General features: G+C 37.0%; 16 protein-coding genes. 9 read left to right on the forward strand and 7 right to left on the reverse strand.

The window, feature by feature from the left end:
* The 7 genes from ACNFU2_RS18730 to ACNFU2_RS18760 form a co-directional block, all read right to left on the reverse strand.
* Positions 1-435 (reverse strand): hypothetical protein, encoded by a 435-nt coding sequence (locus ACNFU2_RS18730; protein WP_172284069.1) that lies wholly within the window; start codon positions 433-435, stop codon positions 1-3.
* Positions 436-451: 16 nt separating this feature from the next.
* Positions 452-1258 (reverse strand): lysophospholipid acyltransferase family protein, encoded by an 807-nt coding sequence (locus ACNFU2_RS18735; RefSeq protein WP_172284070.1) that lies wholly within the window; start codon positions 1256-1258, stop codon positions 452-454.
* A gap of 27 nt (positions 1259-1285) precedes the next feature.
* Positions 1286-1915: an NUDIX hydrolase gene (locus tag ACNFU2_RS18740; protein WP_172284072.1), complete on the reverse strand. Its 630-nt coding sequence runs from the start codon at positions 1913-1915 to the stop codon at positions 1286-1288.
* 130 nt (positions 1916-2045) lie between these two features.
* A complete protein-coding gene (locus tag ACNFU2_RS18745; protein ID WP_418122676.1) occupies positions 2046-2522 on the reverse strand; it encodes an OsmC family protein in 477 nt (158 codons plus the stop codon).
* A 75-nt stretch (positions 2523-2597) separates the two neighbouring features.
* Positions 2598-4157 (reverse strand): ribonuclease E/G, encoded by a 1560-nt coding sequence (locus ACNFU2_RS18750; protein ID WP_172284075.1) that lies wholly within the window; start codon positions 4155-4157, stop codon positions 2598-2600.
* Between the two features lie 366 nt (positions 4158-4523).
* The gene (locus ACNFU2_RS18755; protein WP_002984212.1) at positions 4524-4814 is read right to left on the reverse strand and encodes an HU family DNA-binding protein; all 291 of its coding nucleotides are present in this window, start codon (positions 4812-4814) and stop codon (positions 4524-4526) included.
* A 140-nt stretch (positions 4815-4954) separates the two neighbouring features.
* Positions 4955-5626, reverse strand: a complete 672-nt coding sequence (locus tag ACNFU2_RS18760; RefSeq protein WP_172284077.1) for a response regulator transcription factor — start codon at positions 5624-5626, stop codon at positions 4955-4957.
* Positions 5627-5811: 185 nt separating this feature from the next.
* Between ACNFU2_RS18760 and tssO (ACNFU2_RS18765) the strand changes: the two genes are divergently transcribed.
* From tssO (ACNFU2_RS18765) to ACNFU2_RS18805, 9 genes are all read left to right on the forward strand, one after another.
* Entirely contained in the window at positions 5812-6342 is a 531-nt protein-coding gene (gene tssO, locus ACNFU2_RS18765; protein WP_172284079.1) for a type VI secretion system TssO, read from the forward strand.
* A gap of 3 nt (positions 6343-6345) precedes the next feature.
* On the forward strand, positions 6346-6867 hold the full coding sequence (gene tssO, locus ACNFU2_RS18770) for a type VI secretion system TssO (RefSeq protein ID WP_172284081.1): 522 nt from the start codon (positions 6346-6348) through the stop codon (positions 6865-6867).
* A gap of 45 nt (positions 6868-6912) precedes the next feature.
* Complete coding sequence (locus tag ACNFU2_RS18775; RefSeq protein WP_172284082.1) at positions 6913-7824, forward strand: PKD domain-containing protein; 912 nt, start codon at positions 6913-6915, stop codon at positions 7822-7824.
* A gap of 44 nt (positions 7825-7868) precedes the next feature.
* Positions 7869-10268, forward strand: a complete 2400-nt coding sequence (tssR, locus tag ACNFU2_RS18780; RefSeq protein WP_411251524.1) for a type VI secretion system protein TssR domain-containing protein — start codon at positions 7869-7871, stop codon at positions 10266-10268.
* Positions 10269-10535: 267 nt separating this feature from the next.
* On the forward strand, positions 10536-10940 hold the full coding sequence (gene tssD, locus ACNFU2_RS18785; RefSeq protein ID WP_172284086.1) for a type VI secretion system tube protein TssD: 405 nt from the start codon (positions 10536-10538) through the stop codon (positions 10938-10940).
* Between the two features lie 191 nt (positions 10941-11131).
* Positions 11132-11278: a hypothetical protein gene (locus tag ACNFU2_RS18790; RefSeq protein WP_418122683.1), complete on the forward strand. Its 147-nt coding sequence runs from the start codon at positions 11132-11134 to the stop codon at positions 11276-11278.
* 90 nt (positions 11279-11368) lie between these two features.
* Positions 11369-13864: an ATP-dependent Clp protease ATP-binding subunit gene (locus ACNFU2_RS18795; RefSeq protein WP_418122685.1), complete on the forward strand. Its 2496-nt coding sequence runs from the start codon at positions 11369-11371 to the stop codon at positions 13862-13864.
* Positions 13865-13924: 60 nt separating this feature from the next.
* On the forward strand, positions 13925-14773 hold the full coding sequence (locus ACNFU2_RS18800) for a lytic transglycosylase domain-containing protein (protein WP_172284092.1): 849 nt from the start codon (positions 13925-13927) through the stop codon (positions 14771-14773).
* Positions 14774-14824: 51 nt separating this feature from the next.
* Positions 14825-16762, forward strand: coding sequence for a type VI secretion system Vgr family protein (locus tag ACNFU2_RS18805; protein WP_345990359.1), 1938 nt, complete (start codon positions 14825-14827; stop codon positions 16760-16762).

Raw genomic sequence — 16762 nt, forward strand, 5'->3', positions numbered from 1 at the left:
TTATTTTTTAACATTATTATTAATGATCTCCTGAAATGCATTGGTGATATTCGTCCAATTGGTCCTGAAATTCGGCATAATCAGGCTGGCATCCGTTTTACTTCCTTCATTAGGACCTTTCTTTACATTAATAGAAGTCGTTACGTTATCATACAGTTTTTTGTGATCTTCCTGTATCCTTCTGAAGTTATTCTGAGACAAAATGTTATTGAGTTTCTTCAGGTCTTCATCCGAAACCTTAAAATCCTGTTTAATCTTTTTTCCTTCGCCCTCAAAAGAATAGTGTGCAGTATTATCTTTTATAAGCAGGTTTTCATAAGCAGGAGCGTAGCCTCCGCTTTTGGAATAGCTAATGTCGAAATTTGAATATACTTTTTGACTGTTGCATGAAACTAATACTATGATTGCGAATAAGATCTCTATTATTCTTTTCATATGTAATTTACCTTTTTTAATTATCTGAATCTTTCTTCTCTAGTTTTTTAGCTTTTAATTCTTCATCATACTGGTGCAGCAGATTGAAGTCCTCCGTTTGCTCTATGGCAGTCATGATTTTTAATAAAATTTCATGTGCATTTTCTTTATCATAATCAATATCCAGAGGTGCCTTAAACTCCATGGTAGGTTTTACACCGGTAACCTTTACCCGTAATCCTTTTTTATCAAAGGCTCTTCTGAAACCATTGATCTTGATAGGAATTACAATCGGGCGCTGGTTTTTCACCAGTTTTGCTGTTCCTCTACGGCCCTGTGCAAAAGCGGAAGTAGTACCCTGAGGGAAGGTGGCTACCCAGCCGTTATCAAGAGCCTTCATTATATTATCAACCTCTGTGAGGTCTACCATTCTGTTTACATTTTTTCCTTCCGCACGCCATGTTCTCTTTACCGTAACAGCACCTGCAATTTTAAAAATTTTAGGAAGAATTCCTTTGTTCATGGTTTCTTCTGCTGCCACATAGTAGAAATCAATCTTTGGATTGAGGAGATAGATCGGATTTTTAATGGTATTTAAATAGCCATTATTTACAGCACAGAACGCGTGGTACATGGCTGCAACATCTGCAAAATAAGTCTGATGGTTGGATACAAATAACACATTGGAATCGGGCAGATCAACAAGGTGTTCAGTACCGGTTATTTTTAGCTTATTAAAACCATTGAATCTTCTGTAAGAAACAAATCCTAAAATAAAAATAACTAACCTTTTCAAAAAGTAAGGTGTCCCGAATGCATCGGTGAAAATATTTTTCTTCGCCATCTCTCAATTAAACACGGTTGTGCAAAGTTACATTTTTTTCAGCAACTGACTGAATTCACTTAATATCATTGCTGTAGCTCCCCATATGATATATCCATTGAAATTAATGACCGGAACTTCATGTCCTCCGGCACTTGGCAGAGCCATAATTTCAGGCTGGTCGGGAAGATTTAAAAACGAAGTAATAGGAAACTCGATGGTTTCTACTGCTTCACTTTGTTGTAAAACGAAAGTGGGGTTCTTTTTGGTATATGAAATATAGGTATATACGTAAAAATTACTTGGAGGAATATAAATAGGGGACATCTCTCTTATGATCCTTACGTAATGTTTATCTATTCCTATTTCTTCTGAAGTTTCACGAATAGCAGTGTCTGCAAAATCCCTGTCCATTTCTTCGCGCTTTCCGCCAGGAAGTGATATTTGACCGCTGTGTCTGTCGTGCTCATTAATGGTCCTTTGAATCAGAGGGAAATACCATTCATCATCTTTTAAATATAAAACAATATTTACTGCCGCGAATTTTGGATTTTTCTTTAAGATTTCATCGTGGTTGAAAACAGGACGATAAGGTGGAGAAAATACGCCGTGAGCATTCTCTCCTGGTAATTCCACACTTTTAATTTTTCTTAATAAATCTTTTCCAAAACTTTCCATAGCTCAAATTTAGCAATATATCCTGAAGAATGGAATAGCCATTAACATTAATTAACCATATGGTTTTGAAAAATTAAAGATGAAAAAATTAAAGATACCAGAAGCAAATAGGCTACTGATGGTGCTGAATTCATCCTTGTTTAACCTGTACTGTCGGGCTGTGCTTTACTTTGAAATTAACCGAGTTGGCAATGAAACAAAATTCATTAGCTTTTTGATGAAGTTCCACCGCTTTTTCAATCATGGATTCATCCGTCACGATTATTTCAGGGTGTAGGGTTACTTCTGTAAAGTGGCCACTTCCATTGGCGGTTTCTGCCATGATTCCGGTTGCTTTATCTGTGTATTCAGTTAGGATAACTCCCGCTTCTGAACAAAAATGGAGATACCATAACATATGGCATGAAGATAAGGATGCTAAAAAAAGCTCTTCAGGATTATGTTTGGTCTTATCGCCCCTAAATGCAGGATCAGAAGACCCATCAATAGTAACTTTATTTTCTATTGAGATGGTATAGCTTCTGTCGTAATTCCGGTAGCCGCTGGTACCTGTTCCTTTATTTCCGGTCCATTCAATGGAAGTGGAGTAGTAGTGTTCCTTGTTCATGTTTTTTGTGTTTATTAAAACAGGTACTAATTTAAATAAAAAAACCTCCAGAAAACTGGAGGTTGTAATTTTGTATTAATTGGAATATCCTGATACTTCTTCTTTCTTAGAGTTATAGATCTTGTATTCCAAATATTTAAAAGAATCCCTTGGGATGATGGTTACCCATTTTTTATATTTTACAAACCATTTCATCTGGATGCTCTTAATTCCTTTTGTAAGATAAGCTTCCACGAATGGGTGTACATGCAGGTAAAGTTTTCCTTTTTCCTTTTGCATGATGTTTCTAATGGTTTCTTCCATTCTTTCCACAATAACAATCGGAGCTACGATTTCTCCGTCCTTGTTAGGGTTTTCTTCTTTGGTTTCGATTTGTTTTTCCGGACGGTTTCTCTGTCTGGTAATCTGTATCAATCCAAATTTACTTGGAGGTAAAATTTTGTGGCGAGCTTTGTCGCGCTTCATTTCTTCTTTCAGATGTTCGTACAAATCTCTTCTGTGATCGGCGTTCGGCATATCGATAAAATCGATTACAATAATACCACCCATATCACGAAGGCGCAATTGTCTTGCAATTTCTGTTGCGGCCATTTTATTCACGTTGAGAGCGTGTTCTTTATTGGCTGCATTTCCGGTTGTAATGTTATTCCCGGAGTTCACGTCGACTACGTGTAAAGCTTCCGTATGTTCAATAACAAGGTAAGCTCCTTTAGAACTTGGAATGTTGACGTGTTTTCCAAAGCTTTGTTTAAGCTGTTTTTCAACATTATAATATTCCAGAAGAGGAATGTGAGAATCATAAAACTGAACAATATTTTTTCTTTCAGGAGCAATTACTTCTACATAATTTTTCATTTCTTCCACCATTTGTTCATCATCACAAATGATACTCACGAAATCCTGATTAAAATTGTCCCTTAAAATAGCTGAAGCCTTATCTTCTTCGCTTAAGACCTTAGATGGAACTTTATTTTTCTGGATATTTTTAAAAGTACTTTCCCATTTCTGAATCAGCTGATTCATATCGTTATGCAGGTCAGCCACTTTTTTTCCTTCGGCAACGGTTCTTATGATCACACCAAAACCTTCAGGTTTGATACTCTCGATAAGAGTTCTTAGTCTTTCTTTTTCCTCAAAGCTTTTAATCTTTTTGGAGATAGAAACTTTGTTGTCGAAAGGAATTAAAACCAAAAAACGTCCTGTTAAAGATACCTGGGTAGAGATCCTTGGTCCTTTTGTGGAGATAGGCTCTTTGGTAATCTGCAGCAGGACAATGTCATCCTTTGCAATGACCTTATCCACAGTTCCGTTTTTGTCTATTTCGGGTTGTATCTCGAAATTTTTTAAGCTTGAAGAACTTTGCTTTTTAGAAATGGTGTCCTTTAAAAATTTTCTATAAGTAAGATATTGTGGCCCCAGGTCCTGATAATGCAGAAACGCATCTTTGTCGTAACCTATATTTACGAATGCGGCATTAAGGTTAGGTGCCAGCTTTTTTACCTTTCCTATAAATAAGTCTCCAACTATAAAATCACTTTTGTCCTCTTCCTCATGAAGTTCACATAGTCTTCCGTCTTCCAGTAATGCAATCTTTGTAAGTTCATCCTCATGCGAAACTATTAGTTCTTTCTTCATTTTGTTATAAGATAAAATTGTTAAGATTATAGGAAACAGGCATGGTTTTCTTTAATAAATGCATGTATAAATTTACGAATTCATAATGAAAGTTGTGTTATTTATTTCAATGAAATAAAACCTGTCCCGATCTTTTGGGAATCCTATAGTTATAAATAAAAATATAGTCGGTGTAGATTAAAAAATTAAAAACACCAACTATATTAATATATTTTTAAATCTCGAAAAAGGAGATTATTTTTTCTTATGTCTGTTCGCTCTTCTTCTTTTCTTTCTTTTGTGAGTTGCAACCTTGTGTCTTTTTCTTTTCTTTCCGCTTGGCATAATTTTAAATTTTTTAGTAACTAGTTAATATTCAGTTAATTTTTATTTTACTGCAACTTTAGTTTTTACTTTCTCAACAAAAGATTTTGATGGTTTGAAAGCAGGAATATTGTGAGCAGGGATCTCAATTGCAGTGTTTTTAGAAATGTTTCTTCCTGTTTTAGCAGCCCTTGTTTTAATTATAAAAGAACCAAAACCTCTTAGATAAACGTTATCTCCATTATACATAGAAGTTCTGATCTCCTGCATAAAAGCTTCTACAACTTTCTGTGTTTCATTCTTTTCTGTTCCCAACTTATTTGAGATGGTGTTTACCAATTCTGCCTTTGTCATTTCCTTTTTTAATTTTAAATTTTAGGTGTGCAAATTTAGTTAAAAAAATTGAATACTAGCAAATTAGTGGTAAAAAAAATTTCGGTAAACGGTTGATGGTTTTATATTTACTCTCTATATATATTACGTAATGATGTTTTTTACATGCTGGAATTGTAATATCCGTTTTCTACGCAAAAGCGGATCAGGTGAAGTTTTGTCTTTAGTCCCAGTTTTTCCGTTAACCTGTTGATGTAGGTATCAATCGTTCTCGTACTAAGATTAAGTTTCTCTCCGATTTCCTTATTACTAAAGCCTTCATAGCAAAATTTCATCAGCTGGATCTCTGTGGAAGAAAGCTCTTCCTGGCTCTTTTTTTGCCGTTCCATATACTCCATAACAGCAAGGGGTTGCTGTTCCCATTCTTTGGAATATGCTTCATAGTTGAAGGTGTCTGACGCTACCTGTCCTTTTATGATATCTCGAATGATATTACTTTTCTTTTCGCAATAATAGATATTGGGAATTTTGGAAAGTATTTCAGCCATATCTTCCTGATAGGTTCCTGAATAGGTAATAATGGGAGTTTCGGAATTGCTTTTACGGATGTATTTTATCGCTTCAATTCCGCTTAATACAGGCATAAATAGTTCAATGATAAAGACGTCTTCCTGTCTTCTGTAAATTCTGTTCACGAGTTCATGCCCGTTATTACAATCATTGAGAAGCATGTAAAACGGGTTTTCCAAAAGCGTTTTGACAAGTATTTTTTTAAAATAAAAATCGCTGTCTGCTATTGAGAATCGCACAGTATTAGTTAATATTTTACTCACGTTAATATTTAATATCGATTTGGCTTATGATAATTAAATTTAGGGGTCTAAATTAATAAAAACTTATTAAAGTTAAAATTAATCTTAATTTAAATGAAAAATGATCCGTTATATCACGGAAAAGATAGATATTGTGCAGGAAATTTTTTTTTTATACTTTCACAGACCCAAACAAACCACAAAATATGTCTTCAAATAGAGAGAAAAAATTAAATAAATCAGACGTCAGAATAGGCATTTGGAAGTTTGTTCTGTCTTTTGTTGTCCTGGCTGCTGTTTCTTTCACCAGCGTATTTTTCTTTTTTAAAAGCTATGATGCCCAAACGGAAGGGGTAAGCCGTGATGCGGAAGCCTACAGAGAATTACTGGGCCGCAGCGATATTCTTAGAGTTCAGGTGGATACTATTTTCAGCAGAATGAGCAGGCTCAACAGAGTGGAAAATGATATTTTCCTAAGAAATGATATTATAGACAATGTGAATAATGCTAAAAACATTATGGGAAAAGACAGTGCGGATAATTTTAAGCATTATGCGGTCTTAATGAAACAAATAAGTCCGATGCTGACTTTGAAAAATCGTATTGTAGAGGTTTCCAACCAGAAAAAAATCGCAATAAGAGATGTCAACGGATGCATGGGGAAAGTAGGAAGTATGGAAAAGGTACTGAAGATAGATCCTACCAGAAAGTTTACAGGAAGTCGAAGAAAAAGATAAGTTATGCAGGGACACATCACATTATCCAAAAAAGAAAAGCAATATCAATTTTTTTATTTGATTTTAATGCTTTTGGCAGCACTCATATTTTTAGGAATTATTTTCCTGAAAAGATTCAAATCGCCATTTTCTGAAGATGATATTATTGCCATTCAGAAACTTGAACAAAAAGCCAAATTTGATCAGCAACAAAAATTAACCCAGCGTTTGCAGGATAGTACTTTCATCCAGGTGAGCAGACTTACGGATGAAACCACAGAACCTTTTGTGGAAAATTCTATTCAGACAGGGATTAATGATATTAATAACAGCTTTGGTCCGGAATATATAGACATCAGAAAAGATGCTTATCCCCAGATTGCACAATTCTATAAAATGTATTTTGAGGACAAAAAGATCATCTCAAGAACTACAGAAGATATCAAACTCTTTCAAAAACAGTATCAGGATTGCCTGATCGGACTTAAAGAAACCAAAGACCGTGTCTTTCAGCGACAGAATGCATTAAAAGAAAGAACCCAGTAAACGGTAAAAACTAATACTCAATCAATCACACATCACATTATAACTATGAATTATTTTCAAAAGAACAAAAAGAACATTATTATCGGTGTTATAGCGACATTGCTGATTGCGGCTCTTGTTGCACTCTGGTTGCAGAAAAAGGTCATTCATTCTGCAGATGATATTGTAGGGGTTGTATATCCATCTACATTAAGTGTAGGGGATACATTGGTATTTGAAGATAAAACACAATTTGCCAAAAGCAAAAAATGGAACTTCGGAGACGGGACAACTTCTGAGAAAAGCAGTGGTATCCACTTTTATAACAAACCGGGATATTATCCGGTAACGCTTATTATCGATAATAAATACTCTAAATCCTTCCCTGTACTGGTTTCTGCCAGAGCAATTCAGAAAGCAAAAGATACAGCGATGGTAAAAACAACCATAGATGCACCATTACGGGCTATGCAATTCGAGAATGTACAGTTTCGTGCGATCTCCGATGCTAAACAGTTCAGCTGGAAATTCGGGGAAAGCGGAACTACAGATTCTAAAGATAAGCTAGCAATCTACTCCTATAAAGAACCGGGAGATTATATTGTTACTTTATACACGGATGAAAGCATTGAACCGATTATACACCACATTAGAATTGATCCTTCTTATGATGCATTAAATGATCAGGATGTAAGCGTAGAAGACGCTTATGCAAAAATCGATAATGATTTTAAATATCATTTGCAGCAGATTGCCAACGGGAGTAATTTCAATTCACACTATAATTACCTTCTTCAGAAATACCTTTGTAATAATGAGAATACGGTTGTGAAGGTGAATGACAGTAAAGTAAATAACTTTTACATGTATTGCGCGGGACTTCAGTTTGATAAAAATAATGTTATTCAGACCGTTAAGGTAAATTTTGATGATACACAGAATTGTGTAACCAAAGTGGATATTAACCAAAGTAAATAATTACAACCCTGTATCGGGCACACCAAATTATAAAAGAAAATAGGATGAAAAATAAATTTCCTCTAGCAGCATATTATATCGGAGTTTCATTTTTACTGACCAGCTGTCAGGTAAAATTACCATCGAAAAGAACTCCGGAGCCGACGCAATACGGGCAAATTGATAATGCCTCAGTGATGAATGGTTATCCAAAGAAGTCCGTTCCATGGATTGCCATTTCGGATCGTTCCAGAAATACGGCTTATCTAGATAAAAATGACGAAAAATCATATAAAGAAGTAAAATTCTTAGAACCTTTAATGGTTTTAAAGCATAGAGACGGCATGGTAAAAGTAGCCGAGTATATTCCGGATGCTTTAATGAAAAAAGTTTCTTCGAAGGCTATTAAGACCTATGGATGGATTCCTGAGTCCGAGCTATTGCTTTGGAACAGCTCTTTAAAAGATGAAAAGACCGGTTATCCGGTAAGAGTTGCTGTGGTACCAAGCAATAGTGATGTTATCAGAAGTGCTGAAAGATATTATAAAAATGATTCGATCATGGTGTTCAACTCTCCAAGTCTGATCGAAAATGCGAATGTAAAGATACCTAACGGTCAAATTGTATATGTTTACAAACAAGCTGAGAATAACAAAAGATTTTTAGTGGGTAAAAAACCGAATATTGACATCGATAGTATCAGTACAGGATTGTATGGCTGGGTAAGTTCTAATGTGATTTCAGCATGGGGGGAACGTTCTGCAGTAAAAATGAAGAATACAACCGGTGTTACAGAAACGGCTTTAGGGTTACATGAAGGAGCGCCGGGAGGTAGTGATGCCGCAAGCAGGACTGCAATTCTTCTTACGGATGTTAATAAGAGAACGCCACTTGAAAATATTTACCCTGTTAAGCTTGCATTAAAAGAAGCACCAACTCCGGATTCTAAAACCAAATATTTTACCAATATCCTGGACTATAGTAAGAACTATGTCTTAAATGTATTGGGAGAACCTATTTATTTTGACCGTTATCGTGAGATCACGGAAAGAAATAAAAACATCAATATTGTTTTTGCTTTAGATATCAGTGCACCTAATGCACTCTATGCTCCGATTGTAAAGTCCCTGTTACAGGACCTGCAGTTAAGATTTGAAAAGCCTTCTTATTTCAATTCTGTAAAATATGGAGTGGTTCTCTATAAAAACAATTCTTGCGGAGATAATGTAGCTGTTTCCAGCTTAAATGCTGATTACAGTAAAATAATCTCTTTCATAGAAGATAAGATTAATGAGATGAATTGTCCTACCAACAGTGGTTATCAACCCGTAAGTGAAGGTTTAACGGCTGCAGGAAATCTTCTTTCAGCGGTTCCTGATGAAACGAACCTTGTAATTACAGTTGGGACATCTGCCAACCAGAGCGGGAATATGTATGGCGTAATCAATTCTCTTACGCAAGCACAGGCAAGGCTGATCATGTTCCAGACGAGCTCTAGATCATCTGATACGTATAATGACTTCGTTTTGCTGGGGCAGAATGTTGTTTCCAATACGGCAAAAAATATTGCGGAGCTGAAAAAGCAAAAAATCATTAATCAGAATGATGTTTTAACTAAGAATAACTTTAACCTTGTGGAAGGAGATGAAGGTTTCTTCTCTTTAGACTATCCAAAGCAAAGTATGTCTCAGGGATTTGTAATATTCCCTAAAAAAGGAGATGTAACGACACCGGGCTATCTGAAAAAATCAGTTGATAGTTTAATTTCACAGGTAACCATGGATAATATGTCGATCGATAATTCCCTGAATGCTTATTTCCATTCCTCAGTAGGAGCGGGAAGAACAGATGTGGATCTGAAATATAAATATCTGTATCCGGGACTTACCAATCGCGTTCCGGCGGGAATTGCCGCTCAGCTGATCAATTACGGAAGTCCGTTCCTGGTAAAAGGGTATATTCCAAAAGATCTTAAAGATTATAAACCAGGTCTTGAAAAAGGAATTCTGATCTCTGAAACAGAATATGACAACCTAAAAGCTTTCTATAGGGAAGTATATGAGAAAACTGGTCCGGCAAGAGCAGACTTCAACCAGTCAAAAGCAATTAAAGAATATGTTCGTCTTGTTAAAAAATATAATCCGACAGCAAAATTCTTAGATAAAGGTGATCTTTATGAGCAGCCTATGTCTTATGCGGTGGGATTGACGACAGGTTTCGATTTGTCTGAAGAAGAACTAATGTCAAAATATAAGCTTAAGGGCTGGAGAAAATCTAAGATCGTTCTAAATGAAACAGTAAGAAAATATTTCCTTAACTACAAAGAATTGGGAGAAAGATTGCTTACTCACAGAAATAATCCGGCGGTGAAAATCCAGCAAAACGGACAGACTTTCTATTGGCTAAATGAATATTTTATGCCGACCATGCTTCCGGTAGAGGAACCAGAGTATACAAAACATTAAAATCAATTATAGGGCGGAATTATTTCCGCCTTTTTTGTATTTACACATATTGAAATCCTGAAGAAATATCTCCGGATTATCAATTCCGGATTATTGCAAAAGAATCATTGCCAGGGAGTTCTAAAATGTTGCTACATCGATGATCGTAGAACTACTACAAATTTGTAAAAATCCATTTGAAAACTTTTATAAAAGCAGCAGGGGTACTATATTTGTTGTACATTCATTGAGTTACAATATACAATTAACGATTAAAAATTTACAATCATGGCAGCAAATTCTAGAGGGATTTTAAAATTCAACGGAGGCGAGGGTCAAAAACTATTAAAACTTAACTATAGCGTTTCCAGATCTACAGATGTATCGGGAAGGGTAGCATCAGATCCTTCAAATGCACTTATAAAACTTACAGTAGAGGCAACGGAAAAATCTGATATTCTGGAAAGCTTACTTAATGGAAAATATAAGCCGACCACCGGAGAAGTTACATTTAACAAATCTCATGAAGAAGGTACTTTAATTACTTTAAAGTGGGAAAACGGATATGTTATTCAGCATGAAGTAGATTTCGATGCAGTAGATGAAAACAGTATGCTGATCAGCTTTATCGTAAGCGCTGAGACCATTCATTATGGTCAGGGTATTTATGAAGGTCTATGGCCATCAAGCTAATTAAAAAAGGCACATTTAATCCACATTCATAGAAAAAGACTGTCCATAAAAAGACAGTCTTTTTTGCCTGAGATAATTTAGATACCCACAGAAAAGACAATCTGAAATCTTTATCAGGGAATACTTTGCCTAAAAGAAATCCTGATTGGATATTTTTTTTTACCTTTAAGCCTCACCACAATCGCAAAATTATGCTACCGATACCTGAACATACCTACGGAATTTCTTTCCGTTTATCGCAGAAACCCGGCAGATTCATTAGGGATCTGCAGATGTGTACCTTACCATTAAGACCCTTTTCTGATCGTATTACTGCTGATGAGGCTCATGATATTTAATGTAAGAACATCCCTGCTGATGAACTGTACAGGCAGACGTGAAACTATTTGCATACAACAACACAAAACATATTAATAAGAACATTATCAATGGGAGTACTAGTAACCAACGAAACCGTAAAACAGCTTTTTCATATTGCACAATCCATTGCAAGAGAAAATTATAATGCCACATATGGAGCTCCACATCTTTTACAGGCTTTGATGCACAAAGATATAGGACTTAATGAATTTCTGAAAAATATTGATAAAGACCCTGGATACTTTTATGAATGGGCTGATGTTCGCATAGAAGATTACCCTAAAACAACCCATCTTCCTGATGATGTGGGACAAGATGAATATGTAGATAAAATTACCGAAGAGGCAGATGACATCAGGCTGAAACTTGGACTTGATGAGATCACTCCTATTTGTATACTTACTGCTATTGTAAAGCCTCAGGTTGCATTTACATTACAGCAGTTGAAATCCCTTCCCTTAAGAGAGCATGAAATATTCGCCCTATACAGGAAGGATATGCCTTACGGCACAGCGGAAGATGGTGAATTTTCGTCTCTTTTTTCCAATACTTCGGATTTTACGGAAGCCTCATTTCCTTCCATCAAAAACTATTGTGTAGACAGAACAGCACAGGCGAGACAAGGGACATTGGAAAATATTATCGGACGGGACAAAGAATTGAGGATGCTCGTAGAGATCCTTTGCCGAAGAAGTAAACCTAATGTGATTATCATTGGTGAGCCCGGAGTTGGTAAAACAGCTTTAGTAGAAGGATTTGCTATTGAAATCATCAGGGGAAATGTTCCGGAAATGCTAAAAAATGCTACCTTATTGGAGTTGGACACAGGAGCACTGCTGGCAGGAACATCCTATAAAGGCGAAATTGAAGATCGCCTTAAGAAAGTAATTAATGAATGTAAAAAGATTGAAAAAGCTATTTTATTCATCGATGAAATTCATACACTTTTAGATCCAAAGGGGAGCATCGGAAATGTTGCCAATTTACTGAAGCCTGAATTAGCAAGAGGCGAGATCACGGTTATCGGAGCTACCACTCAGGAGGAATACCGGAAGATCATCGAACCTGAACAGGCGTTTAACAGACGCTTTGAGGTATTGACGGTAAATGAACCGGATGAGAAAACCTGTGTGAAAATGATCGATGTTCTTCTTGAAGGTTACAAAAAACACCATAACATTGAGGTTGAAAAAACAGCCCTTCCGGAATGTGTACGTTTAGCGAAGCGCTATGCAAAAGGTAAAAAACTTCCTGATGCGGCGATTGATTTGCTGGACAGGACTATGGCTGCCATCAAAATGCTTGATGAACTTTCCGAAAAAGAGCTGGAGAGCTGGAAAGAAAGTTATGAAGAAATTCTAAAAGAAGAATATCCTGATCCTAAGGATCAGGCAGATGAGCTGATATGGACTTATAATTTGTTAAGGGATAAGATCAGCCCTATTTTGTGGGGATCGTTGAGTGAGCAACCTACGATCGATAACTCAATGCCTGTAGACCAGATCAAAAAGATCATCGATGATACCTATACTGAGCTTCTTCAGCATGCTTCCATAAAAAGAGAAAAAGTTGACCGTCTGGAACTGGCGGCAGTGATGGCTGCAAAAACAAATATTCCGATAGGTAAGATTCAGGCACAGGAAAAAGAGAAGCTCCTTAATATGGAATCTCTTCTTATGAACCGTGTAGTCGGACAGGATCATGCCTTAAAGATCCTTTCTGATGCTATCGTTGAAAACAGAAGCGGACTGAATAAGCCGGGGCAGCCAATAGGATCATTCTTCTTACTGGGACCTACAGGAACAGGAAAAACAGAGCTGGCCAAATCAATGGCAGAACTTCTTTTTAATGATGAGAAAGCGATGGTGCGTTTCGATATGTCTGAATTTAAAGAAGAACATTCCGCAGCCCTGCTTTATGGAGCTCCCCCGGGATATGTAGGATATGAAGAAGGAGGAATGCTGGTTAATAAAATAAGACAGCAACCGTACACAGTCGTTTTATTTGATGAAATTGAAAAAGCCCACCATTCAGTTTTTGATGTATTCCTTCAGATTATGGATGAGGGTAAAGTACATGATAAACTCGGAAAAGAAGGAGATTTCAGTAACGCCCTTATATTATTTACTTCCAACATCGGAAGTGAAGAAATTGTAAAGCAATTTGAAGAAGGTAAGGTTCCTGAATCCTCTTCATTAATGCAGATCATGTCGAACTCCGGAAGATTCAGACCGGAATTTTTGGCAAGGATTACGGAGATCATTCCTTTTGCACCAATTACCGAATCTATTGCAGAAAGGATCTTTAATATTCAGCTGAAATCACTCCATACTTCACTAACTAGACTGGGTATGACGCTTACAATAAGTGACGAGGCTGTAAAAAATCTTGCTCTTGGAGGCTTTAGCAGTAAATATGGAGCAAGGCAGATCTCAGGTGTTATCCGTGCACAGCTGGCCAGACCTATTTCCAAAATGATCGTTCGTGAAGAAGTAAAATCCGGGCAGACAATCCATGTAGGCTGGAATGCTGAAGAGGATAAACTGACATGGAGTGTGGCGTAGTGTTAAGATAAATCCATTTTAAAATGTTTTTATTTTTAATTTAAAATAGTTATTAGTACAATGAAATTTAATTTCAAACATATTGTAACCGGAATGTTGTTGCTGATTTCTTCTCATTTTGTAAATGGGCAGTTTCTTTCAGCTTCTGATACTTCCGAAAACAGTGTGAGAAGATATAAAAGTATCATCAGTTCGAACAAAGAGATCGTAGAATTTATAGAATATTCACTTTCTCAAAAAGGGTTACCCAGGCATCTTAGAAATTTAGCCCTGATTGAATCCGGTTTTGACCGGAAACAAATTTCCGGTGCCGGTGCGGTAGGTGTATGGCAGTTTATGACGGCACATGCCAATCAATACGGTCTTTCTGAACAAAGCCGTTCGGATTTATACAGAAGTACCAAAACAGCGGTGATTTCCCTGGGGAAGCTATACAAAAAATACAACAACTGGGTAACTGTAGTTGCAGCTTATAACTGTGGCGAGGGTAATATTTCAAGAGCAATGGATGCTGCGGGATCTTCGCAATATCATATTTTTAGTAAATATCTTCCCGGAGAAACAATAAACCATGTTAAAAAATATTTAAATGCCTGCTATGCCACAGGTGAATTACAAAGCGTACTGAATGATTATAACAATTCACGCATGAATATGATATTTGAAAACAGAACAGGCCAATATACCGCACCTAATTTAGCTGAAACAGATATCAATGCCGGGTTTGACTTAAGTATTATAGCCGAAGAACTGGATGTAGATGTAGATAAAATACTTACCTGGAATCCGGGAATCATGGATGAGCTCAAGCAAAGCGGCGAAAGCATATTCTATCTGCCGGTAGATCTCATGCCTGATTTTCTTTTAAAAAAGAATAAAATACTGAGCCGCTCTGTCAGGAAGAAATAAAGTAATGATTAAGGTTTAATAATAATGTTTAACGATCCAAATGCAGTTTATATGAAAACAAAATCACCCAACATATCCCAAAATCCTTCTTTTCGTCCTTCACAAAATGCTGATCGCGTTTCGGAGAGCCATCATACGGGGATCAACCGTCTCGTAAAATTGTCTCTTGTGATCGAAGGAAATGTGATCAGATACTATAAGCATTTCACTTTGAAGCAAAGTGCACAACGTCACCACGAGTTTACGCTTACTTTAGCGCACGATGCACTTGGAGGAAGACAAACACATACTTTGGAAGAAGCCAATAAATTTTTGGGTAAGCGTCTTACAGCTGTGATTTCTTACAAAGACATAGAAAACAGTCCCGAAAGAACGTTTGTGGGAGTAATTACAGGAGTGGGATTCAGCCAGGAGCAAATGAGCCTTGGGAACATTGTTTTAACAGGATATAGCCCTACCATCCTTTTGGACGGTGCTCCGCATATTCAGAGTTTTGGAGGTGACCAGGCCGTTAATATGGGGATTATTGCAGAGGAAGTGATTAAGCAGGGCATCGATAAAAGCCGGTTTGATATCAGGATAGATACTAATGATTATTCCCAGATTGTTTATAGCAGCCAGTATGATGAAACCCATTATAACTATCTGGCGAGAATGGCGGAAGCTTACGGTGAACAATTTTTCTATGATGGAGAAGTCTTGCACTTTGGAAAGCTTCCTGCACAAAATAAACCGATCAAACTTACCTACGGGAGTAATGCCAATGATGTAAAAGTAGAACTGAAAGCAGTTCATACAAAGCCTCAGTTTTATGGATACAACAGCAGTAGAAATGAAAAGCTTACTTCCGGTGAAACACCGATTCAGCATGTAAGTGATCTTGCCAAAACAGCGTATGCCCATAATGATAAAATCTTCAAAACACCGGCTCTGCAGGTAGCACCTGTAAAAGCGTCAACACACCTTGATGTGGAATATTCCCAGAAAAGTGCTGCGGGGAGTGAAGCGGTAAGTGTTTTTTCCATTTCCGGAAAAACTACGGTTCCTTTTTTACATCCGGGATGTATTGTTGATGTGCAGATGCGTAAGCCTGATACCAATGAAAGTGATTATTTCACCAGGATTATGATCACCGAAACCACCCACGAGATCGATACAATCGGTCATTATCAGGGAAGCTTTGAAGGCATTGCATCGGACACCGGATTTTTACCAAAACCGGATTTTAAAATTCCGAAAGCAGAACCACAGATTGCCACCGTAATTTCCAATGCCGATCCTGAAAACCAGGGACGGGTACAAGTAAGATTTGACTGGCAGACTAATGATATTACCCATTTTATCCGCGTAATGACTCCTGATGCAGGGGGAACGGATCAGATTACTCAAAACAGAGGCTACGTAGCCATACCGGAAGTAGGAGACCAGGTGATGGTCAATTTTGTTCACAGCCATCCTGACCGCCCGTTTGTAATGGGGGGAATGTTTCATGGTGGTGTAGGTTTAGGAGGAGGAGTAGATAACCGTGTAAAATCCATTCAGACAAGAAGTGGGCACCGTATTATTTTTACGGAAGATGAAAGCATCATTATTACGGATAAGTCGGGAAATAAGATCCATTTGGACACCACCGGAAGTAACATCACAATCACAGCTCCTGAAACCATGACATTGAACTGCCGGAATATGAATATTAATGTTGGAGAAAATATGAATACCTATGTCGGGATGAACAAAATGGATAAAATAATGCTCAATAATACGGAAAGCGTAGGGTCTATGAAATATGTGACTACCGGGGCGGATTTTACAACCAATGTCATTGGAAAAATGAGCCATTATGTGAAAGGGGACATGGAGGTATACGGAGAAAAAGAACACAAGCTGACCAGCTTAAAAGGAGTTGAGGTCAATAGTGAAGGAAAAGTAGAACATCACGCTGAAAAAGAAGTTCAAAACAATAGTGGTGAGAAATCTAAAAATCACTAG

It is taken from the genome of Chryseobacterium sp. PTM-20240506 (genome assembly GCF_048296755.1).
Lineage (GTDB): Bacteria > Bacteroidota > Bacteroidia > Flavobacteriales > Weeksellaceae > Chryseobacterium > Chryseobacterium proteolyticum.